This window comes from Cyanobacterium sp. IPPAS B-1200, from assembly GCF_001747005.2.
Lineage (GTDB): Bacteria > Cyanobacteriota > Cyanobacteriia > Cyanobacteriales > Cyanobacteriaceae > Cyanobacterium.
Genome location: NZ_CP182899.1, coordinates 1,990,125 through 2,012,337 on the forward strand (window position 1 = coordinate 1,990,125; position 22,213 = coordinate 2,012,337).

Genomic DNA, 22,213 nt, shown 5'->3' on the forward strand with positions numbered 1-22,213 from the left:
AAAAAATGGAATCAATCGTTCTTTTTCTATTATTAAGTATTTTTGTTTACTTTGTCATCAATCGCACCGTAACTAAGATAACAAATACTCCTCCTTTGTTGTTGTGGTTTGCCCTGATGATTCCTAGTTTTATCTGGTTGATATGGCAATTATTAAACCCAGGAGAAAGTAACCCCCCTGCTTTATTAATTTATGTACCTCTGATTATTTCCCCCATTATCTACATTTGGTTAATTCAAAAAGGAAAGCCGAAGCACAAAGAAGAAAAAGAAAAGAAGGATTCTCAGCCATCACAACCTCTCAATTTTATGACTAAACAAGATTCCCCAGACTTTAATCCTGATAATTTACCTTTTCTGAGTAAAAAGAATGTTAAACGCCCTATTAATGCGGAGGAGGAAAAAGCCCTCAAAGATTGTTTCCCTTGGGGGGTTTATTATCTACAAAAAATTGACTATCTACCCCAAGCTATCGTCTGTGTGGGCAAGTTGCGCACTGAACCAGAAAAGGCTTATCCTACGGTAAAGAAGAATTTAGAAAGGGTATTTCAGGATCGATTTTTGGTGGTATTTCAAGAAACCATGCAGGGAAAACCTTTTTTTGCCCTCGTGCCGAATCCGTATTCTGAGGAAAACAAGAGTAAACAAGCCCCTGAAAAATTAACGAAACCCCTAACTGCGATCGCCCTTTTACTGTTAACTTTAATTACTACCACCATCATCGGTGCGGAAATAAGTGGCGTTACCGTGGAAGAATTAGAAAACAACTTTAGTTTAGTATTCCAAGGATTACCCTACAGTCTGTGTTTACTAGGTATTTTGGGAGTACATGAATTAAGCCATTATCTTTTTGCCGTTTTTCATCGCATCAAAACTACCCTACCGTACTTTATCCCCCTGCCCTTTTTCCTCGGTACTTTTGGGGCATTTATCTCCATTAAATCTCCCATGCCAAACCGTAAAGCTGTATTTGATGTCGCCTTAGCAGGCCCTGTGGGCGGATTTCTAGTGACTATTCCCGTATTAGTTTGGGGTTTGATTTTTTCTAGGGTAGTACCCATGGCACAAAATGCAAGTATGCTCGACTTTAGCGCCCTAGATCCCCGTTTTTCGATGATTTTTGCCATAATTAGTAAAATAATTTTTGGCTCTGAATTGGGAACAGGAGATGCCGTAGCGTTACATCCAGCGGCGGTGGCTGGTTATATTGGTTTGATCGTGACTGCCCTGAATCTGATGCCTGTGGGGCAACTAGACGGGGGGCATATCGTCCATGCCATGTTTGGGCAAGGAAAAGCCGTGGCGATCGGGCAATTTGCCCGTTTATTGGTCATTCTCCTTGCTTTTATTCGTCCTGAATTTTTGTTGTGGGCAATTATTTTAATTTTTATGCCCATCGCTGATCAACCTGCGCTCAATGATGTGACGGAGTTGGATAATACTAGGGACTTTTTGGGGTTAATGTCTTTACTGCTACTGGTTTTTATTCTTTTACCTGTGCCTCCTGTTATCGCCCAGTGGATGAACCTTTAAAAGAGCAAAAACACCCTAGTTACTAGGAGGTATTCCCTTAATGCGGATCAAAGATTTCATCACATCTTTGACGATGGGAGCGGCCACGGTGGAGCCAAAAAGGCTGTCCCCTTGGGGTTCGTCTATGACGGCAAGGACCACATAACGGGGGTTATCGGTGGGCAAAATACTGACAAAGCTAGTGATACGGGCAGTGGCAGAATATCGTCCTCGACCATCATGTTTTTGAGCGGTTCCTGTTTTTCCGCCAATATTGTAACCTTCTATTTGAGCAGCGGCACCCGTGCCATTTTTTACCACTGATTCCATCATTTTCACCACGGCATCGGCAGAACTTTCTTTAAATACCTGAGTTTCTTCTATTTCTGGGTAAACTTGAATTTGACCGTTAGAATCCACTAAACCTTCTACTACATGGGGAGTGATCAATTTACCACCATTGGCGATCGCCCCTTGTATTTGTGCCAGTTTCATGGGGGTGAGGGATAAACCCTGACCAAAAGAAGATACTGCCATTTCAATATCTCGGGCGGTAAAAACTTCCTCTGATTTGAGAAAACCGACCCCCTCAAAAGGCAAATCTAAGCCCATGCGCTCATTGATACCCAACTCCTCCAACCTCTCAAAATAACGAGCGCGAGGAATGCGACGCATAATGTCAATCATGGCAGTATTACTCGAAACATCCAAGGCTTTGGTAATAGTTACTCTGCCTAGCCCCGTCCGTGAAGCATTGGCAATGGGCCACCCATCCACCATTACTTGGGCGGGATCCGATACATAGGAATCAGGGTTAATAACTCCCTCATCAAGGGCGATCGCCACGTTCACTGGTTTAAACGTTGAACCAGGTTCATAGGTATCCGTAACAGACCAATTTTTAAACAGGGCAAAATCATAAGCAGAATAATTATTCGGATTATAAGTAGGCTCACAGGCAAGGGATAATATTCCCCCCGTTTGAGCATCCAAAACAATCACCGCTCCTTTTTTTGCCTTAAATTGATCCATTTGTACCCGAAGGCGATCGCGCACAGCCCTTTGCAAACGAGAATCCACCGTCAACTTAACACTTAGATCGTCCAACTGAGTAGCCTTATCTGGTAAACTAGCTGGGATAATCGAGCCTAAGGCATTCCTCCTAACCTGAAGCATCCCCCGAACCTCAGGAGAAGATAAATCCCTTTGCAATAAATCTCCTTGGCTATGCTCTATCCCCGCCTGACCATTATGATCCATATCCACATAACCGACCACATCAGCCCATAAATCATCCTGAGGATAAAAACGACTATAACGTTGGTCCAAATCAACTCCGATTATACCCAAACCCCTGACTCGATCAGCCTGATTTTCCGTTAAATTACGAGCAACTATTACCCCTGTTTCTTGGGCATTAATTCTTTGCACTAAACCATTCACATCTAACTCAGGAATAATCTCCGCTAAATCTCGGGCAACACTATTAATATCTTTTTCCAACAATAATCGATGGGCATACACATCATAAACCAGTTGATCCGAGGCGATTACACGACCATCAGAGTCGATAATAGAACGTCTGGGAATATAACGTCTTAAATTGGTCTTTTGTTGACCTTCTGCCCTATCAAAATATTCTTGACCCTTAACTATTTGCAAATGATAAAGCCGATAGCCAATGCCCACCATACCCATGATTAACACAAGCCAAACCAAAATAATTCGGACGACGCTTCCCCATGACTTTCTCAGAGTAAAATTTCCTCTCTTGACCTTGTGAGACTTAACTCGGCGAGAGTTTTTTTTTCTGAAAGGAGGAGAATCAAGGGCATTTAAAAAATTAGGCTTCAAAAACTTCATTACACCATACAAAAAAATTAATAGGCGATGGGAAAAATAGGTTCAATCTTTTTAGGAGAAGAAATCACAGGCTCTTCTTTTGGCAAAGGTTCAACATCAGTTTGAGGTAAAAAAACAGGAGATTGGCTTAAATCTGGAGTGACTAACCCCGAATTTGCTTCATTCGCTTCTTCGGCTAACTGATTTTTCAAAACTTCATTATTAAAAATAAGTTGTCTTTCTCTTTTTTGCAACTCTTGTAAATTGCCATATTTTTTTGTCCATTCACTAGGGGCTGATACTGTTAAACCATAAACCACAAAACAACCGATGACGGTGATAATCGAGAACCCGCTGGATGTATGGGTCACAAAGTTAAAACACTTTAACCAAAAAGGAACTTCAACTTTTTTCGGCGTAATGACAACGGGTTTAATCTCTGACCTTTTCCGACTTTCAATCTTTTTCGTGCTTACTGTATTTTCCCTAGAATAAGTCACCGATTGAGAACTCACATAATTCCTCTGTTTAATAGAACTCAATGGTTTTCGTGGAGAAGGTCTATCAGGAGCTAACATACATCTATTCTCGATTAAAATTGAACTTACTAATACTAGCAAATATATCAAAGATTATTCTTTTTTTTGATGATTTTTTTTACCATGGAGAAGTTTACGGCTTTCACATCAATATTTTAAGGAAATACTCCAAATTGGACGAAATCCCTTACTTTAAAATTAGTTTCTGTTAGGTTACTGATGTAATCACAAAAACTATATTCTCGTGGGAATATCTTTAATTTTTCTGCCATGGCAGTTCATGCTCTGCCATGATAATATTAGCTAATTTAAAAAATACTTACGTAAAATTTTATGAAAATTACTACAACTTTTACCTCTCTGGCACTAAAGTTAGTGGGGGTTATTATCTTAGTCTCTGCTTTGATTGACTATTTATTTCTTGCTATCCCCCTTCAATTGTCAAATAGGAACTGGCAGATCGATTTTACGAATACCATTGTTGATCGGGGGGTTGTACCCCTCTTGGCGGTTAGTTTATTGGTGCTCGGATGGTGGATAACTGATAATACCCCTAATTCTGCTCCCCCTTCAAAGGCGGTTAGATTACCTGTATTTATTATTTCTAGTCTTTTGGGCTTACTTTTCTTGCTTTTAGTACCTATTCATTTGAGCAATATTAGTAATGTTAGCGCCCAGTTTATTCAAGAAATTGATCAAAGAGCTTCTGCCCAAGAAGAAGAAATTCAGGGTTTTATTGAGCAGTTAGATGCGATCGCCCGTAACCCTGAACAAATCCAATCAGAAATTGAACAAAGAAACCAAGTTATCAATAGCGGCGGCAACATTCAAGGAAGACAACTAAACCCAGAAGAATTACAAGCCATCACCTCCCAAAGAGATCAACTCCAAGAATTACTAACACTATCCCAAAGTCCTAGCGACTTAGAAACTAGACTAGAAGAAACCAGAACCCGTTTACAAACCGAACTAAGAGACTTACAAAGACAAGAAAAACAAAGAGCACAAACCCAAGCCCTCAGACAAACCCTACGCACAGGAATAAACAGTTTTATGTTATCAGTGGGTTATATTGTTCTCGGTTGGCTAGGGATTAAAAACTCTATGTATGGAAGTCCTAGAAAGCCCTCTAGTTGACACTAAATAAGCAAAAGTGGATAATGGAAGATCAATAATGGATTCATACCATCATTTATAAATAACCCTCAAAAAATAAGTAGGTAGTTTGTGTTAGAACGCATAAAACAAGACTTAAAAAATGATTTAATCGCTGGTCTATTAGTGGTCATTCCCTTAGCCACCACCATCTGGTTGAGCTATCTAATGGCTAACTGGGCGATTAAATTTCTTACCAGAATACCGAAGCAAATTAACCCTTTTGACGGGTTCAATCCCCTTTTAACCAACTTCCTCAATTTTGCCGTCGGTTTAACCGTCCCCCTAGTGTTTATCATGATTATCGGCTTGATGGCTCGTAATATTGCGGGACGATGGTTACTTGACGTCGGGGAGAGAATTCTTCAAGCTATTCCTTTAGCCGGTTCAGTTTATAAAACTTTGAAGCAAATTCTGGAAACTTTATTTCAAGATTCCCAAACGAAATTTCGCCGAGTCGTATTGATTGAATATCCCCGAAAAGGATTATGGACCATGGGATTTGTCACAGGAAAAGTAAGTACAGTTATTCAGGGCAATTTTCCGAAAACTATGCTTAGTGTATTTGTGCCTACTACTCCTAATCCCACTTCTGGCTGGTATGTCATCGCCCCAGAGGATGAGGTTAAAACAATTCCTATCTCCATCGAAGATGCTTTTAAGGTTCTAATTTCTGGAGGAATAGTCAGCCCTGATGATAAGTCTTTGACCGTTAATAGGTCTAGAAATATTAAAACGAAAGAAAATCTAGTTTCTACTCCCCCTACCCCCGTAACTTTAGACCCAGAAAATAATATGGGTTAACCTTTTAAATGTTTTTGGGCTGATAAAATCTATTTTGTGTGGGTAATAGTTTCACTTTATAAGGGCTTGAGCCCTTTTTTAATGAGTATTTTTTTGTTTATGCTGAACAATTTTGAGGGAACGATGACAACTACATTGGCAAAATATGTACTTTTTGTTACAATTAAATGTAAAGAAATCTAAAGACGACTTGGATAATCGTTACAAAGGTTTCCTCAAGATTATATGACAACAAAGATTTTACCGACAGCGCTGTCGGTTTTTTTTTCCTCAATTTTCGGAACGCTCCTTGATAGCCCATTCGGCTTGGCGTAATATTCCCCTAAGCATAGCTACTTCTTGGGGTTGTAGTTTGGTTCGATTGATCAGGCGGCGAAATTTTTCCATTTTGGTAGGGGCTGTGTGGGGATAGAGATAGTTGATTTTTAATAAAACAGATTCTAGGTGTTGATAATATCCTTCGATCGCCTCCAGGGAAGCCATTGCTGGGGTGTCTTCCACCTCTTGAGGGTTAGATTGTTCATGGTAGTGTTGATACAGTTCATAGGCGCACACACCCACGGCTTGGGCAAGGTTGAGGGAGGGATATGCTGGGTTACTAGGAATACAGATAAAACGCTGGGCATGGCTCAATTCTTGGTTACTTAATCCTCTATCTTCAGGCCCAAAAATTAGCGCGGAGGATATATTTTGCTCTATTAACCATGGTAACACTTCCCTTGGGGTTTCTAACTTGGTAGGGATTCCCCTCGGACGGGCAGTAGTGGCGATCGCCCTTTGACAATCCTTGAGAGCATCGGGCAAAGATTCCACCACTAAAGCCTTCTCTAAAATATCTGTAGCATGAACCGCCATCACCTGAGCATCTTCGGATAAATGATCACCCTGAGGATTTACCAATACCAAATAAGTTAAACCCATATTTTTCATAACCCGTGCAATAGAGCCAATATTACGCTCTCCGGCAGGTTCAACCAATACAATTTTGACCTCATCACCAAAACTCATTAAAGATAACTCCTAATTTGCCCCTTTTATACTCCCTGTTTATTATCAATTACCTCCGATTTATTGTCAATTAGATCCTTCCCCCCATTCCAAATCAACGGTAACTTTTATTAAAATATATGCGTATAATTACTCATACTCCAAAATACCTCAAGTCCAAATAAAGTATAGAACTAATATCATTATTAAATTGTAGAGGGTGACATATTCTGATATATTTTTAGGTATAGGGAAAAACCTCCTTACATAGAGAATAAATCATCAATTTTTAACAAAATATATCCCACGCAATCATGGTATTAAAAAAGATTTTGTCCAAAAAAAAAGGCCAACCTAAATACTTTTTAGAAGTAGAAGTAAAAGATCAAGCTCCCGAAACCCCTGTAGTGGAGTCCTCGGAAAAAACGCCCGAAACTAGCCAAGCTCAAGGGACAAAAACAGCGCCTTCCGCACCCGCACCCAAAGCCCCTGTAAACAGCTACAGCGATCAGCCTGAATGGGTAAAAGCTATTAAAAATTATAGTACCCCTAACCCTGATAATAGTACCCCCGCAGAAAACACCAACTTTGCAGGGCAATATATCAGTAATGATGTTCCCCAAGCTCGTCGTCGCCCTGGCGGTAGCCTTAAACTTTTTAAAGATATTGCTTCTCAAATAAATAAGTAATATTTCTTGTCACCATAAATCAGTTTTTGGTTTTTATTTTATTAAACTAAAAGCTGATTTTTTATTAAACTTTTAAAATGACTAATAACATAAATACACTTGTACTGAGCAACTTACCATATATCTCTTATTTGAATGATAATGGAGATATAAGTGATGAATTAACAGGAAAAATAGGCTTATATGCTATTTTTAATTATGATAAAACACTAGAATATGTTGGCTATTCTCGTAATTTATTGTTGAGTCTCAAACAACATTTAATTAGACAGCCTGATAAATGTTATTGGTTAAAATATCATGTAATTGAGCGTCCTAGTCGTAGTATCCTCGAAGAAATTAAGCAAAAGTGGCTAGAGGAAAATGGCTCTTTACCTTCAGGTAATGGGGAAGAAGAGAGTATGTGGACTCAACCCATTGACACAAAGACAACCATGAATGATGAAGACAAACAGCAGTATAACTCATTGGATGAATTGGGAAAAATTAAACTGCTCAAAAAAGTAGCCCGTAGATATGAGGAAATTATTAAAAATCAATTGGATGAACGGGGGGTAAAATTTGAAGTGCGTTTTAACCCTAAATTAAAAGAAGATGGTTTATTGGATTTGAAAACTTAATATCCATCGCTACTTCCGAACTAGAGTTATCATGAAATGGATCTTAATTTTCACTTAAAAATATTTTATGTTCAAAAAACTTTTTATTATCTTAACTGTTACTATCTTTTGCTTAGGAGTAAGTGCGATCGCCCCTAGACCAGCCCAAGCCCTAATCCAAATAAAAATCACCGACATTGGTTACAAAGACTGTCCCGAAGGAGTAGGAGAAGGAAGCGTCACCAGTGGGGGTAGTGCCTTACCAGCCACCTGTTACCTAGTCACAGGAAAAACCAACAACACATCAGGAAAAATGCTCTATGATGCTGACGTATTCGGTAGAATATACGACGCAAACAACGAACCCGCCTTACAAAATAGAACCCGTTTGGGGGCATTACCAGAAGTACCCCCCGGAGTGAGCGACTTTGAACTTAGAATCAGTGTTCCCTCAAATCAACCCACCCCCCTTAAACTAAAACAGTTTAAAGCCACAGGATTTTCCAGTAGCGTTTATCCTTCCTTCTAAACTAGAAACCACCGCCAGTGCGTACCAAAGAAGTTAAAAGTCCGGGGATTAATTGTAAAACAAAAATCGCCAAAATAGCTGAAAAATCAATACCTCCCAAGGGGGGTATCACTGAACGAAAAATATTAAGATAAGGATCTGTAATTGGTGCTAAAAAAGAAATAACCTTTCCTGCCCATTCAGCAGTTTGAAACCAACTTAATAAAATACGGACGAAAATTAGCACCAAATATAATTGAATAAAATTAACAACCGTATTAACAATTAAATAACTTACACTAGACATAATTTTTTCCTAACTATTAAAATTCCTATAATAATTTTATTTACTTTCTAATCTTACCCGAAATTATTAAGACAAGTAAAAAAAGAGATTTTGTCCAACCATAAAAAACCATTGACCATGCACAAATATATAACTTTATGCTCACAAATACTATTTTATAACCTTCTTGCCCTTCTGCTGTTCGGGAAATCCACCCTAGCACAGTCCCCAGAATATCGTGACATAGAAGAATGCACCGTTACCGACAACACCCATGACAAATCACTCTTTAGTGTTTTTCCTAGCGGTGCGAATGGTTGTCAATTTGAAGAAGAAATTACCCATGATTCTGGCACTTATCAACTAAAATTTGATGTGGGAAATAATAAAAATAACTCCCGTATCGAAGTATTAGACAGCCAAGGTAGAAACCATACTGTTACCATCGACGAATTTATTGGCATCTCCACCAGCATTACCGTTAGTCTTTTACCCTTTTATAATCAAGAAAACCCGTCCTTACTAATTGACTACGTCACCTACGGCAATGGTTTTAACAACTGTACCGTTAACAACATGATAGTTTTTGATGAAAATATCCCCTCTGGTGCCATTAGAATCAACTCCACTAACCTTAATGTTTCCGAGGTAGATAGACAAAACCCCCATAGCTTTAACGCTTGTTTCAACTTTGAAGACATCAATAATGATGGAATCCTCGAAGCCGTTGCCTTTGATAGCAGATTTGGCTATCAATTTAGCTCAGGGGCCGCTTCCGCTGCACCCACAAGGATTATGAGTTTTACTCCTACGGGATTAGAAGATGTTACCCAACAAAATCCTAGTCATCTGAGACAACAAGCCGAGAGTTTATGGAATACGGTAATTCAGCGTAGCGGCGAGGAAAATGTGGAATATTTTGGCTATATGGCGGCCTATGCAGGGGTAAAAAGTTTGTTGGGGGAATATCAAAGTGCAAAATCCTTGATACAAAGACGTATGGAAATTGATAATACCGCCACGGGTTATTTTAGTAATGATTTTATTACTAATTTAGAAACTTTTTTAAGAAATAATGGCTACAGTCTTTAGATAAGATTTGAAAAAAGAGTAGGTTGGTTTGATCCATAAAATTCAACCTACATAACAATATTTCTTTGCATTTTTGCCAGATATAATCCTTATTCATAATCCAAAATAACCTTGAGCCACTGGGGAGGGCGAGGAATGGGGTTTTTCAGTCTATCCAACATTAATAATGCGACGAGATGGACGGTAAAACAATAAATAAGATTGTTAACAAATACCACCAGTAGAATAAGTAACTGAATGATGAGGGGGCTTGGTTGAGAAAGAATGCCTAGTTGTAAGAACATCCAATCGGCTAACCCTGTAATCTGATTAATGACATAAATCCATAAATCTTCCCCTAGTAGGATGGAAAAAAGCCAAAAACGAAAGAAAAAGCCAAAACTACCGATAATTGACCCTGTAAGTAAAGAGAGGTGCCAATTAGAACCATTTCGCCACATTCCCCCTAGCTGAATACCCATTAAACCGTAGGGAATTATGTAAACGATGCTGCGAGGGGGGCCCATTAAAATACTTAGTAATAAACCTGAGACGATGGTTGTCATGATTGATGCCCGTCTGCCCCTTCTCATATAAACGAGGGCTATGGGTAACGGGTATAGCATCCGCAAAAATGGACCTAGGCGAAAATAGTAGTCAATTAACCAAATTAAACTAGCGGTACTAGCTAAAAAGGCACTTTCTACCAAGGCGATGGTTTTGGGGCTGACGTTGTAGCTTTTTTGGGGAGGTTGATAGGGGCTATAGGTAACAGCACTGTCGGTAGAGTCATCTATTTCATCTACCCAGTTTTGCTCGTCAATATCTAGGGGGGAATCTGAGTTTGGATTAGACAAATGAGTATCAAGATTTAAAGATGGGTTTTCTTGTTTTTGAGTATAGCATTATGTTTAGTAATCAAGATTTGCCAAATAATCGATACAATAGGTAAGAAAATCAAAAGTTATTAGGTTTATGGATGAAATCCCTACCGCCCTAAGAGATACCAGTTCTAATTCTAAGGGTAATAAAAAAGTTTTTTCGGGCGATCGCCCTTTAGTCCAGAAATATATAATCTGGTTTATGGGGGGTATATTGTTAGTAACTATAATTTCTTTCTTTATCAATGGTATTACAAATAACCCTAGTTCAGAGCCTGTAGTGGTTCAAGAAACAGAAATTCAACCTCCACAAGAAGAAATAGAAGAATTAGAAGAAGTAACCATTCCCGAAAATATCCTCGGACATATAGCCTATGAAGAAGCCCCCCAATCAGAATTAAGAGCAATTAGTGCCGATGGTGGCATTCAATTGAGACAAGCAGCCGCTGAGAGATTTAATACCATGGTTAGGGATGCTCGAAACCAAGGAATTATTCTCAACCCCATTTCAGGATTTAGATCCATTTCTGACCAAGAATATTTATTTTTTGAAGTAAAAGAGCAAAGAAATCAGGACGCAAGAAAAAGAGCCGAAGTAAGCGCTCCTCCAGGCCATAGTGAGCATCATACGGGCTATGCGGTGGACATTGGCGATGGTAATAACCCTAGTACCAATTTACAAGAAAGTTTTGAAAATACTGCCGCTTATAGATGGTTAGAGGCTAATGCTTCTCGTTATAGTTTTGAGCTTTCTTTTCCCAGAGATAACTTACAGGGCATTAGTTATGAACCTTGGCACTGGCGTTTTGTGGGCGATCGCCATAGCTTAGAAACTTTTTACCGAGTCAGGGAATTAACCACTCCCCTTAATCAAAGATAATGGTAATATTGATGCTCAGTTTAGCCGACAAGATAAATAATAATCAGATTAGATGAACATATTAGTTACCACTGTTCAAGTACCTTTTATCCGAGGAGGGGCGGAAATTCATGCCGAGTCATTAGTTCAAGCCTTACGAAATCATGGACATAGTGCGGAAATAGTTGCCCTTCCTTTTGAAGCTCATCCTCCCCAGCGAATGTTAGATTTAATGTTTACATTTCGTCTTCTTGATTTTTCTACTTTTTCGGGCAGAAATATTGATTTGATTATTCCTCTCAAGTTTCCTGCTTATTTTAACAGTCATCCTAATCAGGTAGCTTGGTTATTGCATCAACATAGGGATGTATATGATCTTTGGGAACAAAAATTTGGTGGTTTGGTACATAATTCCGATGCGGTGCAGTTTCGAGAAACGATTATTAATGGGGATACTAAGGCTTTGGGGGAATGTCGTCAAATTTTTAGTAATTCCCAAAATGTGGCAAACCGATTGAAAAAGTTTAATGGCCTTGATTCTATTCCCCTTTATCATCCTCCTAAAAATGCTGATACTTTTACCTGTGAGGAGGTTCAAGGTTACTTCTTTTTCCCTAGTCGTTTAAATTTGGTAAAAAGACAACATTTAGTCCTACAGGCGATCGCCAAAACCCGTAATCCTGTCAAAGTAGTGTTTGCAGGTTCATCTGATAACGGACTATATGAAAATGAATTAAAACAAATTGCCGAAAAATTACAAATTACCCATAGAGCGATTTTTATGGGTCAAATTTCCGAAGCTGAGAAAATCAAATACTATGCCGAATCTATGGGGGTTATTTATCCTCCCCTCGATGAAGACTATGGTTATGTAACCTTAGAGGGGATGTTATCATCTAAGCCTATTATCACCTGTACCGACTCTGGAGGCCCTTTAGAATTTATCACAGATCAAGAAACAGGGGTCATTACAAAACCCGATTCTTTCGCTCTAGCTAGGGCAATGGATCAATTATGGGAAAATCATCGTTTAGCTTCTCATCTGGGCAAAAATGCACGAAAACATTATCAAGAGTTAGATATTACTTGGACTAATGTTGTTAACAAATTGACAAATATTTAATTTATTCAAGATATTTTTGATTCGTAAATATAGATACTTTATGTTTTATTTTTTTTTAAATACCTTGTTCAAGAGTAAAGATATTTTAACGATTATTTATTAATCATTACCCATTTTAATACGATGAAAATAAACTGGTTTTCTCCCCTGCCTCCTGCTAAAACAGAAATTGGTAAATATACCTGTAAAATAGTTCCTTTATTACAAGAGTTTGCAAAAGTTACTGTCTGGACAAGTCAAGATTCTTGGCATAGTGAGTTAAATGATTATATGTCCATTAGATATTATCAACCCCATAATATTTCTTGGTATGAAATTAATCAGGCAGATTTGAATATTTATCAGTTAGGAAATAATCATCTTTTTCATGGCGATATTTGGCAAATTAGTAAAAAATCTCCTGGTTTAGTAATTCTTCATGATTACAAATTACAAGATTTTTTCTATATGTTATCAGACGATAAAAAAAATTATCTTAATCAAGTTTTTCAGCTTTATGGGGAAGAAGGATTAGAAAATGCCCAAAAATTTTTAGATGGTTTTGTTTCCATGGCAACCATGGCAGATAAATACCCCATGACTCCCCTTGCCCTTGAAAGTGCGATCGCCCTTATGACCCATAATAGAGAATCATATCAACAACTAAGCCAAGAAAATCACTGGATGACGGGATACACTCCCTTACCCTACCTTGCTGATAACCTAGGGCAAATTCATCGTCGAAAAAGTCAAACTCCCTATCAAATAATCATGTTTGGCTTTATGGGACAAAATCGTTGTTTAAACTCCGTATTTAAAGCCCTTGCTATGCTTCCCCGTCGAGAGCAATTTCGCCTTCATATTTACGGTGAAATGTGGGATGAAGACTATATCTTTAGGCAAATTCAAGAATTAGGATTAGAAAATATTATTACTCTTCATGGTTTTGTCAGTGACGATGAATTACACCACGCCTTAAATAATGCCAATCTTGCCATCAATCTGCGTTATCCTTCCATGGGGGAAGCCTCTGCCAGTCAACTACACCTCTGGAGTTATAGCTTGCCTAGTATAGTATCCCAAACAGAATGGTATGGCAGTTTAGACTCCAACGCCGTGGCTTTTGTACGCCCAAACCATGAATTAGAAGATTTAACTCACCATTTAAATGATTTTTTAAATAATCCCGAAAAATTTGCTCTAATGGGCATAGAAGGTAAAAAAATCCTTGAAGAAAATCATCAACCCAAAATGTGTGCCGAGGCAATTATTAATTTTGCCCAACAGGTGATGAAATATCGCCCTACTCATACCATTCACTCCATGGCAACGAGAATCGGTGGTGAATTAAATTATTTTGACTTACCTTCATCCACTGATTTAAATCGTTATAGTGAAATCATTGACTTTATCTGTACATCGATTCCTGAGAAAAAATAACTATCTTATCTCGTGGCACTGATTCAAGGTAAATCAAGTAATCAGGGTGTTTTTCTTGCCCTAAAAGCCCTCCCCTTGAGTTAAGATTAATTAAGTTATGTATCTGTCAAGTAATCAAAAAGTCTTATCATTATGGAATTTTTCTCATTAGAGCAAATGCAGGAATTAGCTCAAGAATATGGTTACTGGGCAGTTTTTGTGGGTATTGCCCTAGAAAATACTGGTATTCCTTTACCTGGAGAAACTATCACCGTAATTGGAGGATTTTTAGCAGGTAGCGGTGAGTTAAATTATTGGTGGGTTTTATTTAGTGCCATTCTCGGTGCCGTTATCGGTGATAACTGTGGTTATTGGTTGGGCAGGATTGGGGGATGGTCACTTTTTGTGAAGTTTGCCAGAATTTTTCGTCTTGAAGAGACACAATTGGCGATCGCCAAGCATAAATTTAATGAGAATGCTGGAAAAGCGATATTTTTCGGACGTTTTGTTACGTTATTAAGAATTTTTGCCGGCCCCATTGCTGGAATTACCGAGATGAATTACGGTAAATTTTTATTTTTCAACTTTACAGGGGCAACCGTTTGGGCTTCAGTGATTGTTACCTTATCCTATTTTGTGGGTAGAGTCATACCCCTACCCGAATTAGTATCATTAATAGCGAAGTTTGGCTTATTTGGTTTCTTGATAGTAGGAATTTGGATTGGTGCTTCTTTCCTCATCAAATATTACCAACAGAAAAAAAGTTTTAATAGTTAATATTCTCGAAGAGATCTGTTAAGCAAAGCATACTGTAAGATATATCTCAAAGGTTTTGACAATAAAATATTAACCCATGTCCCGTTCCAAGTCTTTACAGTATTATATAGTTGCCCGTATTTTACTCGCTCCATTAATGTTGTGGACTATTGTAACAATCGTTTTTTTGTTGCTAAGAGCTACCCCAGGGGACCCTGCCGATGCTATCTTGGGAGGTAGAGCGCCAGAATCAGCCAAACAGGCACTAAGAGAACAAATGGGCTTAAATCAGCCTTTGTGGGTACAATATCTTACCTATTTAGGGCAGTTATTGCGCTTTGATTTAGGCTCCTCCATTACCAGCCGTGGCTTAGAAGTAAAGGAAGTTATTGGTCAATATTTTCCTGCTACTGTTGAACTATCCTTGTTTGCCATGGTAGTGGCGATCGCCCTTGGAGTGGGAATAGGACTAATTTCCGCCTCAAAACCAAACACAATTTTTGATGTCGCAGGGAGACTATTTGGCATCATCACCTACGCCTTGCCCCTATTTTGGATGGGTATGGTAATGCAAATTGTCTTTTCCGTACAACTAAAATGGTTTCCCCTCGGCACCCGCTTCCCCGTAGGCATGGCAACCCCCACAAAAATAACAGGCTTATACGTCTTAGACAGTCTTCTAACCCTTAATTTCAGTCAATTTTTTACAGCCCTTCACTACGTAGCCCTACCCTCCCTTACCCTCGGCATCTTAATCAGTGGCATTTTTGAAAGGATAGTCAGAGTAAACCTCAAAAAAACCCTGCAATCAGACTACGTAGAAGCAGCTAGGGCTAGGGGTATCCCCGAAAGTCGTATCCTTTTCGCCCATGCCTTTAAAAACGCCCTCATCCCCGTTATTACCGTCATGGGGTTAACCTTTGCTGCCCTACTTGGGGGGGCAGTGTTAACAGAAGTCACCTTTTCTTGGCCTGGTTTAGGCAACAGACTATATGAAGCCATATCCCAAAGAGACTATCCTACCGTACAAGGAATTATGGTATTTTTCGGCATTATTGTAGTTATAGCCAGTATAGCCATTGACATCATCAATGCTTACATTGATCCTAGAATTCGCTATTAAAAAAAAATAAGGTGGGCAATAAATACCCACCAACAATACAATTCTCAGATACCTTTAACTCTTAAGAAGCACTAGCAAACTTAATTTTCAGATAATCATCCTCAATTTTTGCCCCCGAAGGTTGTAAAGCAGCCAAGGCTTGAGGTAAGACCAAATTACGACGGTGATTACCAATTCTCACATTCAACTCATCCCCTGTTTTATTGAGCTTAATTTGATCTTTGGGAATACCAGGTAAATATAACTCCAAACTATAATTAGAATCCTCTTGAATCACCCTAATAGTATTTTCTTCATAATACACTTGACTAGGATCCTCATCTTTATATAAAGTATCCTTCAAACGCTCTAACGCCTCTAAACCGCACATCTCCTCAGAGAATAAAGGCACCTCCTTAACCGGTAGAGGATGGAAATTTTCATGGATTTCCTCTTTATAAACCGATTGATTTTCTTTCCATTTTTGGAAAAAAGGATCATCCACTTGATCAGGTATAATTCTATTAGCTATTACTAAATCCACAGAAACACCATAAAGACTAAGATAAGCATGGGCTCTCAAAGACTCCTTAATAACCATTTTTTCAGGATTCGTCACCAAGCGTACAGAGGTTTGGGTATTATCCGTTAACACCTTTTCCAGCGCCTCTATTTGCTGATAAAACTCATAGGGGGCATCCATCACCTCATTCGTGGGTAAAGAAAAACCCGTAATAGGCTTAAAGAAAGGCTCAAATAAAGGTCTTAAAGTAGCTGACATACTCTGTAAAGGCTTATAAAACCTTCTCATGTACCATCCCCCCACTTCAGGAAGACTAAGGAGTCTGAGGGCGGTGCCAGTGGGTGCAGAATCAATGATTAAAACATCAAATTCCCCTTCGTCATAATGGCGTTTCATCCTTACCAAACCAAAAATTTCATCCATGCCTGGTAAGATAGCCAATTCTTCTGCCTGTACACCATCCAACCCTCTTGCTTGTAAAACTTCCGTAATATATTTTTTAACAGCACCCCAGTTACCCTCTAACTCCATGAGAGCATCTAATTCGGCACCCCAAAGATTTTCTTTCACTTTTTTGGGTTCATGACCTAATTCTAGATCAAAACTGTCTGCTAGGGAATGGGCTGGATCTGTACTTAGTACTAAAGTTTTATGTCCTAATTCAGCGCACCTTAAACCAGTGGCGGCTGCGACGGAGGTTTTTCCAACTCCGCCTTTCCCTGTCATCAAAATTACTCGCATTTTTATACCTAACTATACTTTTTATGATTGAAGATATTATTATTTCTATTCTTTTAGAATATAACGTTTTGTAACGAACTTGTGGGGTGTTTCCCGAAATCTGGGCTTTTAAAAATTAACTCTACTCAAATATTTAAAAAAAAACTAGATAAATCTAAGCTCAACTGATTATCATTGACAGTGGGATAATCATATTAACAGGAATGGAAAATCAAGAACTAAAATACCACGAACTACAAGACAAAATAGAATCAATTAACAAACAAATAACAGAATTAGCAGAAAGCTGTGACGGAGACTGCTTAAAAATATTACACGTTTTAAGAGAATTAGAAGCAACCCATCGTGGCGTTAATGACAATTTTTTGTCCCCTGCGTTACCTACTAATCGCCATCGTCTCTATCTTTTGGTACGTCATATGGAAGAAATGGGCGGATGGCCTTATATTCCCCGAATGAGGCTAAAAAGTTTGTGCGAAAAGCTTTTACAAGAGGATGAAGAGGAGTAGTTTTAGCTTTTTTTGCTGCAAAAAATCCATCCTCCTCCTAATGGAGGAGGATGGGAAAAACTAATTAATTTTGTTTTCCCGTGGGATTACTCACTACTGCTAGACTTTTGGAAAGAAGATTCCATGGCTTGTGGTTGTTTTTGAGAAACTTGTTGTTCTCTTTGAGATTGTAACAGTTGGGTGATTCCTTTTTTCTCCACTAACCCTAGTAAGGTACCGTCTTCTTTGACGACAGCTAATTCTGATTCTTTTTGTAGTTCAAGCATTTTGACTACTTCGAGAAGGGTTTCTGTATCGCTGACGGTTTTTACATCTTCATAGGATTTCATTAATTCTTTGATAGTGGTTTCACCCCAAAGATGGGTAGAAATATTTTTTAAGTCTTCTACTTCTAAAACTCCTACTAAAATACTTTCTTCGTCGGTAACAAGGAATTTGCGCCAAGGTTGTTTACCGATAATGTAATTGTTAGCAAATTCTCTGAGGGTTATATCTTGTTTTACTATAGGGCTTTCTTCGGTGACGGCTTCTGCGGCACTAAAGTGATTTAATTTATCTTCTAATTGGGCTGATTGGGCTGCATTTCCTGCGTTTTGTAGTAAAAACCAACCGATTAAAACTGTCCAAAAGTTACCAAAGGGGAGAACATTTAATGTACCTAAGGCACCGATGATAACCGCTGTCCAACCAAAAAACTGTCCAAAACGTCCAGCAAAGATAACTCCTTTCTGGGGATTTCCTGTAATTTTCCAGACAATGGCTTTTAATACGTTACCACCATCGAGGGGTAAGCCTGGAATCATGTTGAATAATGCCAAGATTAGGTTGATGTAAGCTAATAAGGATACTACCAGAGATAGGGCTAGAGGTAGGGGAGTGGTTGTTTGAATGACGGTGAAGATAGCAAATAATATTATACTTACAAGGGGGCCTGCGATCGCAACGGCAAAGGCTTCTCCAGGAGATTTAGATTCTCTTTCTAAGGATGCTAAACCCCCAAAAATAAATAAGGTGATGGATTTGACTTCAATACCCTGAGAAATTGCCACAAAACTATGCCCTAATTCATGGGCTAATACGGAGGCGAAAAGTAACAAAGAAGCCGATAAACCCACTAACCAAGGGACTATTCCAGGAAGTTGGGTAGTAAATGCCAGTTGCCCTCCATAGGTAAGAGTCATCAAACCTAAGATAAAAAACCATGAGGGATTGATATAAAAGGGAATTCCAAATAAGTTTCCCACTCTAATATTATTATTGTTCATATACTGAATATGTCTCCTGCGTTGAGTTTACATTTTAAATCGCTTATTTTAGAAAGACGATTATTAAAAATAATATTTAATATTGCTATTACTATAGTACGACACTTTTCTAAAAATAAAAACATATCAATAGAGCGGTAATCCCTCTAAGTGTGTTCGGTTAATATTCTTCTTAATTAGGTGTTTATTAGAAGAATAAATGAGGAAATAATGATTAAAATTAATAAGTATAAATGACTGTAATAAAAACCCCCTAAACTCTTCTAAACAAGAATTTAAGGGATGTATAATTCGTGAGAAATAAATTCTTTAGACTGATAAATGATTAGTCACGGCTGTTGATAGCAATGAGTAATCTAAGGATAAATATAAATAAGTTAATGTAGGTTAAATACATCGATAAAGCGGCACTAAGGTACTGGTCATCTTTGTAAGTACGGGGTAAAATGTAAAAATCTACCACAGAAACTCCCGCAAAGAGGAATACCCCAAAACCAGAAATTCCTACCTCTAGCCAACTAGGAGTATATACTCCAAAGAGGCTAAAAATTAATTGTCCTACCAATACCACTACCAAACCAATCATTGCCATTGAGACAGTTTTGGTGAGGGCTAAACCATCCTCTTCTGATAGGTTAGAGCCAATATTTCGAGCAGCAATGAACGTTACACCACAGCCCAAAGCTGCGATCGCAACGCCATTTATTCCTACCCCATCAGTACCCAACGCAACGTAAACCAAACCACTAAGGGTATAACCAGACAAAAGACTATACACAGCCAAAAGAGGTAAAGCAGTAGAATTATTTGCCTTCTCCGCAATGCCTCTCACCACGAAAAATAAGACCAATTCAGCCACCAAAGCCACAAAAAAAGTGGTCATAAAAATACCGGGATTAGAGCGAATTACACCCAAACCCCCATAAGTACCCACAGCGGTCAAAACTAAGCCACCACCCAAGTATGGTAACGCATTGGGGATGACATTAGGGCCTACTAAGGCTTTATTTTGGGCGTTTTTAATAGCCCCACGAAAATTACTACTTGTAGCCATATATTTTGTTTTTAGAACCTAAATATTATTACTATAACTACTATTTTAGTTCAGAATATCTCTCTACGACTTACGGAAAACCGATAACAAAAACTCTAAAAAACTTGATAATTAGTCATCTTCAAAGAAAAGAAAAAAAACTTTTTACAAGATTTTACAAAACGTAACAAAACTATGATATAGTTTATCCACTCAAGAAAATATAGAAAAAGTGTATATGATAGCGGATCAATTTCCTTGGCTCACCGCAATTATAGCCCTGCCCCTAATCGCAGCCTTACCCATACCCCTCATTCCCGATAAGAGAAGCAAAGCCCTTCGATGGTATGCGTTAGGAGTAGGCATAGCAGACTTCGTTTTAATGTGTTACGTTTTTTGGCAACACTACGACATCAACAACCCCAACTTACAATTAGTCGAAAGTTATAGCTGGATACCCAATATCGGGTTAAATTGGGCTGTATCCGTAGATGGTTTATCCATGCCCCTAGTCTTATTAGCAGGATTTGTAAGCACCCTAGCTATTTTTTCCGCTTGGCAAGTAGATCGTAAACCAAAACTATTTTATTTTTTATTATTATTACTTTATTCCGCTCAAATCGGCGTATTTGTAGCCCAAGATATATTATTACTCTTTATCATGTGGGAACTAGAATTAGTTCCAGTATATCTCCTCGTCTCCATTTGGGGTGGTAAAAAGCGTCGTTACGCCGCCACCAAATTTTTACTTTATACCGCTTTTGCTTCCATTTTTATCCTCATAGCAGGATTAGCCATGGCGTTGTACGGCGGAGGAGAAATTACCTTTGATATGGTACAACTAGGAGTAAAAGACTATCCCCTAAGTCTCGAGTTACTTCTCTACGGTGGTTTACTCATTGCCTTTGGTGTTAAATTAGCCATATTTCCCCTCCATACATGGCTACCCGATGCCCACGGAGAAGCCTCCTCCCCCGTCTCCATGATATTGGCAGGAGTATTATTAAAAATGGGTGGTTACGGCTTAATTCGTCTAAATTTAGGCTTATTATCCCAAGCCCATATTTATTTTGCCCCCATCCTCGTAATTTTAGGAGTAGTAAATATCATCTACGGTGCCTTTGCCTCTTTTGGGCAAACCAACATGAAACGCCGTTTGGCTTATTCCTCCGTATCTCACATGGGATTTGTGCTGATTGGTATCGCTTCCTTTACCGAATTAGGTATCAGTGGGGCAATGCTACAAATGTTATCCCATGGACTAATTGCCGCCCTCCTATTCTTCCTCGCTGGAGTAACCTATGATCGTACTAAGACCATGTACTTAGACGAAATGGGTAATATAGGTAAAGTGATGCCCAAAGTTTTTGCATTATTTACCGCAGGGGCAATGGCTTCTTTAGCTTTACCCGGGATGAGTGGTTTTGTCAGTGAATTAGCTGTATTTGTAGGTTATAGTAACAGTGATGTTTATGGTTCAACTTTCCGCACCGTAACCATTCTTTTAAGTGCTGTGGGTTTAATTTTAACTCCTATTTACCTACTCTCCATGTTAAGACAGTTATTTTATAGCTCAGATCAAACTTTGATGTGTAATTTAGGAGTACCTACCAATATAATTAACACTGACGAGGATAATGATGAGCCTGTTTGTTTTGGTAATGATTGTATTTTGCCCATGAATGCAAAATATGAAGATGCTAAACCCAGAGAGATTTTTATTGCCGCTTCTTTCCTTATCCTCATCATTGGGGTGGGTTTATATCCTAAGTTAGCAACTCAGTTATATGATGTCAAAACTGTAGCGATAAATGCCCATGTTACTGAATCTTATCAGCAGGTTGCCGTCACTAATCCTCGTTTTGGTAATAAGTTTGTCAATTCTCCTGATGTAGTGGAAAAGGTGGCAATGAATCAGGATTTAAAGATTAACAATTAATAAAAGGTTTCGTTGTTAACTTTTTAAAATTTTCACCATCAACCCTTCTCCTACGGGAGAGGGGATTTTTTTATGGCAAAATTTAGCAATGCC

Annotated in this window: 22 protein-coding genes; 14 read left to right on the forward strand and 8 right to left on the reverse strand. The window is 38.5% G+C overall.

Annotation, left to right across the window (positions count from 1 at the left end):
- The first annotated feature begins 5 nt into the window (after positions 1-5).
- Positions 6-1,532 carry a site-2 protease family protein gene (locus A5482_RS09095; RefSeq protein WP_069791989.1) on the forward strand — a complete coding sequence of 509 codons (1,527 nt, stop codon included), beginning with the start codon at positions 6-8 and terminating at the stop codon, positions 1,530-1,532.
- A gap of 15 nt (positions 1,533-1,547) precedes the next feature.
- On the opposite strand, the gene A5482_RS09100 is transcribed toward A5482_RS09095, so the two are convergent.
- Both A5482_RS09100 and A5482_RS09105 read right to left on the reverse strand, forming a co-directional pair.
- Positions 1,548-3,374 carry a peptidoglycan D,D-transpeptidase FtsI family protein gene (locus A5482_RS09100; RefSeq protein WP_069791990.1) on the reverse strand — a complete coding sequence of 609 codons (1,827 nt, stop codon included), beginning with the start codon at positions 3,372-3,374 and terminating at the stop codon, positions 1,548-1,550.
- A 17-nt stretch (positions 3,375-3,391) separates the two neighbouring features.
- Complete coding sequence (locus A5482_RS09105; protein WP_141712727.1) at positions 3,392-3,868, reverse strand: hypothetical protein; 477 nt, start codon at positions 3,866-3,868, stop codon at positions 3,392-3,394.
- Positions 3,869-4,225: 357 nt separating this feature from the next.
- Between A5482_RS09105 and A5482_RS09110 the strand changes: the two genes are divergently transcribed.
- Together A5482_RS09110 and A5482_RS09115 are read left to right on the forward strand one after the other, a co-directional pair.
- Positions 4,226-5,029: an HpsJ family protein gene (locus A5482_RS09110; protein WP_069791992.1), complete on the forward strand. Its 804-nt coding sequence runs from the start codon at positions 4,226-4,228 to the stop codon at positions 5,027-5,029.
- Between the two features lie 90 nt (positions 5,030-5,119).
- A complete protein-coding gene (locus A5482_RS09115) occupies positions 5,120-5,851 on the forward strand; it encodes a DUF502 domain-containing protein (RefSeq protein WP_069791993.1) in 732 nt (243 codons plus the stop codon).
- 270 nt (positions 5,852-6,121) lie between these two features.
- Here A5482_RS09115 and A5482_RS09120 read toward each other — a convergent pair whose 3' ends face one another.
- On the reverse strand, positions 6,122-6,859 hold the full coding sequence (locus A5482_RS09120; RefSeq protein WP_069791994.1) for an RNA methyltransferase: 738 nt from the start codon (positions 6,857-6,859) through the stop codon (positions 6,122-6,124).
- Positions 6,860-7,152: 293 nt separating this feature from the next.
- On the opposite strand from A5482_RS09120, the gene A5482_RS09125 reads away from it, so the two are divergent.
- The 3 genes from A5482_RS09125 (at position 7,153) to A5482_RS09135 (ending at position 8,655) form a co-directional block, all read left to right on the forward strand.
- On the forward strand, positions 7,153-7,527 hold the full coding sequence (locus A5482_RS09125) for a hypothetical protein (protein ID WP_069791995.1): 375 nt from the start codon (positions 7,153-7,155) through the stop codon (positions 7,525-7,527).
- A gap of 77 nt (positions 7,528-7,604) precedes the next feature.
- A complete protein-coding gene (locus tag A5482_RS09130) occupies positions 7,605-8,147 on the forward strand; it encodes a GIY-YIG nuclease family protein (RefSeq protein ID WP_069791996.1) in 543 nt (180 codons plus the stop codon).
- A 67-nt stretch (positions 8,148-8,214) separates the two neighbouring features.
- On the forward strand, positions 8,215-8,655 hold the full coding sequence (locus A5482_RS09135) for a hypothetical protein (protein WP_069791997.1): 441 nt from the start codon (positions 8,215-8,217) through the stop codon (positions 8,653-8,655).
- Between the two features lies 1 nt (position 8,656).
- Here A5482_RS09135 and A5482_RS09140 read toward each other — a convergent pair whose 3' ends face one another.
- Entirely contained in the window at positions 8,657-8,941 is a 285-nt protein-coding gene (locus A5482_RS09140) for a YggT family protein (protein WP_083260506.1), read from the reverse strand.
- 117 nt (positions 8,942-9,058) lie between these two features.
- Between A5482_RS09140 and A5482_RS09145 the strand changes: the two genes are divergently transcribed.
- Positions 9,059-10,012 carry a hypothetical protein gene (locus tag A5482_RS09145; RefSeq protein WP_069791999.1) on the forward strand — a complete coding sequence of 318 codons (954 nt, stop codon included), beginning with the start codon at positions 9,059-9,061 and terminating at the stop codon, positions 10,010-10,012.
- A gap of 89 nt (positions 10,013-10,101) precedes the next feature.
- On the opposite strand, the gene A5482_RS09150 is transcribed toward A5482_RS09145, so the two are convergent.
- Positions 10,102-10,848 (reverse strand): DUF2232 domain-containing protein, encoded by a 747-nt coding sequence (locus A5482_RS09150; RefSeq protein WP_242412030.1) that lies wholly within the window; start codon positions 10,846-10,848, stop codon positions 10,102-10,104.
- Between the two features lie 118 nt (positions 10,849-10,966).
- On the opposite strand from A5482_RS09150, the gene A5482_RS09155 reads away from it, so the two are divergent.
- The 5 genes from A5482_RS09155 (at position 10,967) to A5482_RS09175 (ending at position 16,131) form a co-directional block, all read left to right on the forward strand.
- Positions 10,967-11,752: a M15 family metallopeptidase gene (locus tag A5482_RS09155; protein WP_069792000.1), complete on the forward strand. Its 786-nt coding sequence runs from the start codon at positions 10,967-10,969 to the stop codon at positions 11,750-11,752.
- Between the two features lie 52 nt (positions 11,753-11,804).
- Entirely contained in the window at positions 11,805-12,854 is a 1,050-nt protein-coding gene (locus A5482_RS09160; protein WP_069792001.1) for a glycosyltransferase family 4 protein, read from the forward strand.
- Positions 12,855-12,977: 123 nt separating this feature from the next.
- Positions 12,978-14,273 carry a glycosyltransferase gene (locus tag A5482_RS09165; protein ID WP_069792002.1) on the forward strand — a complete coding sequence of 432 codons (1,296 nt, stop codon included), beginning with the start codon at positions 12,978-12,980 and terminating at the stop codon, positions 14,271-14,273.
- Between the two features lie 126 nt (positions 14,274-14,399).
- Positions 14,400-15,029 carry a DedA family protein gene (locus tag A5482_RS09170; protein ID WP_069792003.1) on the forward strand — a complete coding sequence of 210 codons (630 nt, stop codon included), beginning with the start codon at positions 14,400-14,402 and terminating at the stop codon, positions 15,027-15,029.
- Between the two features lie 76 nt (positions 15,030-15,105).
- Positions 15,106-16,131: an ABC transporter permease gene (locus A5482_RS09175; protein WP_069792004.1), complete on the forward strand. Its 1,026-nt coding sequence runs from the start codon at positions 15,106-15,108 to the stop codon at positions 16,129-16,131.
- A 61-nt stretch (positions 16,132-16,192) separates the two neighbouring features.
- Here A5482_RS09175 and A5482_RS09180 read toward each other — a convergent pair whose 3' ends face one another.
- Complete coding sequence (locus A5482_RS09180) at positions 16,193-17,374, reverse strand: TRC40/GET3/ArsA family transport-energizing ATPase (RefSeq protein ID WP_069792005.1); 1,182 nt, start codon at positions 17,372-17,374, stop codon at positions 16,193-16,195.
- A 203-nt stretch (positions 17,375-17,577) separates the two neighbouring features.
- Here A5482_RS09180 and A5482_RS09185 point away from each other — a divergent pair, with 203 nt between their 5' ends.
- Complete coding sequence (locus A5482_RS09185) at positions 17,578-17,883, forward strand: hypothetical protein (RefSeq protein WP_069792006.1); 306 nt, start codon at positions 17,578-17,580, stop codon at positions 17,881-17,883.
- 86 nt (positions 17,884-17,969) lie between these two features.
- On the opposite strand, the gene A5482_RS09190 is transcribed toward A5482_RS09185, so the two are convergent.
- Both A5482_RS09190 and A5482_RS09195 read right to left on the reverse strand, forming a co-directional pair.
- Positions 17,970-19,148, reverse strand: coding sequence for a site-2 protease family protein (locus A5482_RS09190; protein WP_069792007.1), 1,179 nt, complete (start codon positions 19,146-19,148; stop codon positions 17,970-17,972).
- A 325-nt stretch (positions 19,149-19,473) separates the two neighbouring features.
- Positions 19,474-20,202 (reverse strand): Bax inhibitor-1/YccA family protein, encoded by a 729-nt coding sequence (locus A5482_RS09195; protein WP_069792008.1) that lies wholly within the window; start codon positions 20,200-20,202, stop codon positions 19,474-19,476.
- 217 nt (positions 20,203-20,419) lie between these two features.
- Here A5482_RS09195 and A5482_RS09200 point away from each other — a divergent pair, with 217 nt between their 5' ends.
- Positions 20,420-22,120, forward strand: a complete 1,701-nt coding sequence (locus tag A5482_RS09200; RefSeq protein ID WP_069792009.1) for an NAD(P)H-quinone oxidoreductase subunit 4 — start codon at positions 20,420-20,422, stop codon at positions 22,118-22,120.
- Positions 22,121-22,213 lie beyond the last annotated feature (93 nt).

What these genes read in the sequence shown, in the direction of transcription:
- A5482_RS09095 (WP_069791989.1), top strand. Translation starts at nt 6, where the DNA reads ATGGAATCAATCGTTCTTTTTCTATTATTAAGTATTTTTGTTTACTTT.
- A5482_RS09100 (WP_069791990.1), bottom strand. Translation starts at nt 3,374, where the DNA reads ATGAAGTTTTTGAAGCCTAATTTTTTAAATGCCCTTGATTCTCCTCCT.
- A5482_RS09110 (WP_069791992.1), top strand. Translation starts at nt 4,226, where the DNA reads ATGAAAATTACTACAACTTTTACCTCTCTGGCACTAAAGTTAGTGGGG.
- A5482_RS09120 (WP_069791994.1), bottom strand. Translation starts at nt 6,859, where the DNA reads ATGAGTTTTGGTGATGAGGTCAAAATTGTATTGGTTGAACCTGCCGGA.
- A5482_RS09125 (WP_069791995.1), top strand. Translation starts at nt 7,153, where the DNA reads ATGGTATTAAAAAAGATTTTGTCCAAAAAAAAAGGCCAACCTAAATAC.
- A5482_RS09130 (WP_069791996.1), top strand. Translation starts at nt 7,605, where the DNA reads ATGACTAATAACATAAATACACTTGTACTGAGCAACTTACCATATATC.
- A5482_RS09135 (WP_069791997.1), top strand. Translation starts at nt 8,215, where the DNA reads ATGTTCAAAAAACTTTTTATTATCTTAACTGTTACTATCTTTTGCTTA.
- A5482_RS09140 (WP_083260506.1), bottom strand. Translation starts at nt 8,941, where the DNA reads ATGTCTAGTGTAAGTTATTTAATTGTTAATACGGTTGTTAATTTTATT.
- A5482_RS09145 (WP_069791999.1), top strand. Translation starts at nt 9,059, where the DNA reads ATGCACAAATATATAACTTTATGCTCACAAATACTATTTTATAACCTT.
- A5482_RS09155 (WP_069792000.1), top strand. Translation starts at nt 10,967, where the DNA reads ATGGATGAAATCCCTACCGCCCTAAGAGATACCAGTTCTAATTCTAAG.
- A5482_RS09160 (WP_069792001.1), top strand. Translation starts at nt 11,805, where the DNA reads ATGAACATATTAGTTACCACTGTTCAAGTACCTTTTATCCGAGGAGGG.
- A5482_RS09165 (WP_069792002.1), top strand. Translation starts at nt 12,978, where the DNA reads ATGAAAATAAACTGGTTTTCTCCCCTGCCTCCTGCTAAAACAGAAATT.
- A5482_RS09175 (WP_069792004.1), top strand. Translation starts at nt 15,106, where the DNA reads ATGTCCCGTTCCAAGTCTTTACAGTATTATATAGTTGCCCGTATTTTA.
- A5482_RS09180 (WP_069792005.1), bottom strand. Translation starts at nt 17,374, where the DNA reads ATGCGAGTAATTTTGATGACAGGGAAAGGCGGAGTTGGAAAAACCTCC.
- A5482_RS09185 (WP_069792006.1), top strand. Translation starts at nt 17,578, where the DNA reads ATGGAAAATCAAGAACTAAAATACCACGAACTACAAGACAAAATAGAA.
- A5482_RS09190 (WP_069792007.1), bottom strand. Translation starts at nt 19,148, where the DNA reads ATGAACAATAATAATATTAGAGTGGGAAACTTATTTGGAATTCCCTTT.
- A5482_RS09195 (WP_069792008.1), bottom strand. Translation starts at nt 20,202, where the DNA reads ATGGCTACAAGTAGTAATTTTCGTGGGGCTATTAAAAACGCCCAAAAT.
- A5482_RS09200 (WP_069792009.1), top strand. Translation starts at nt 20,420, where the DNA reads ATGATAGCGGATCAATTTCCTTGGCTCACCGCAATTATAGCCCTGCCC.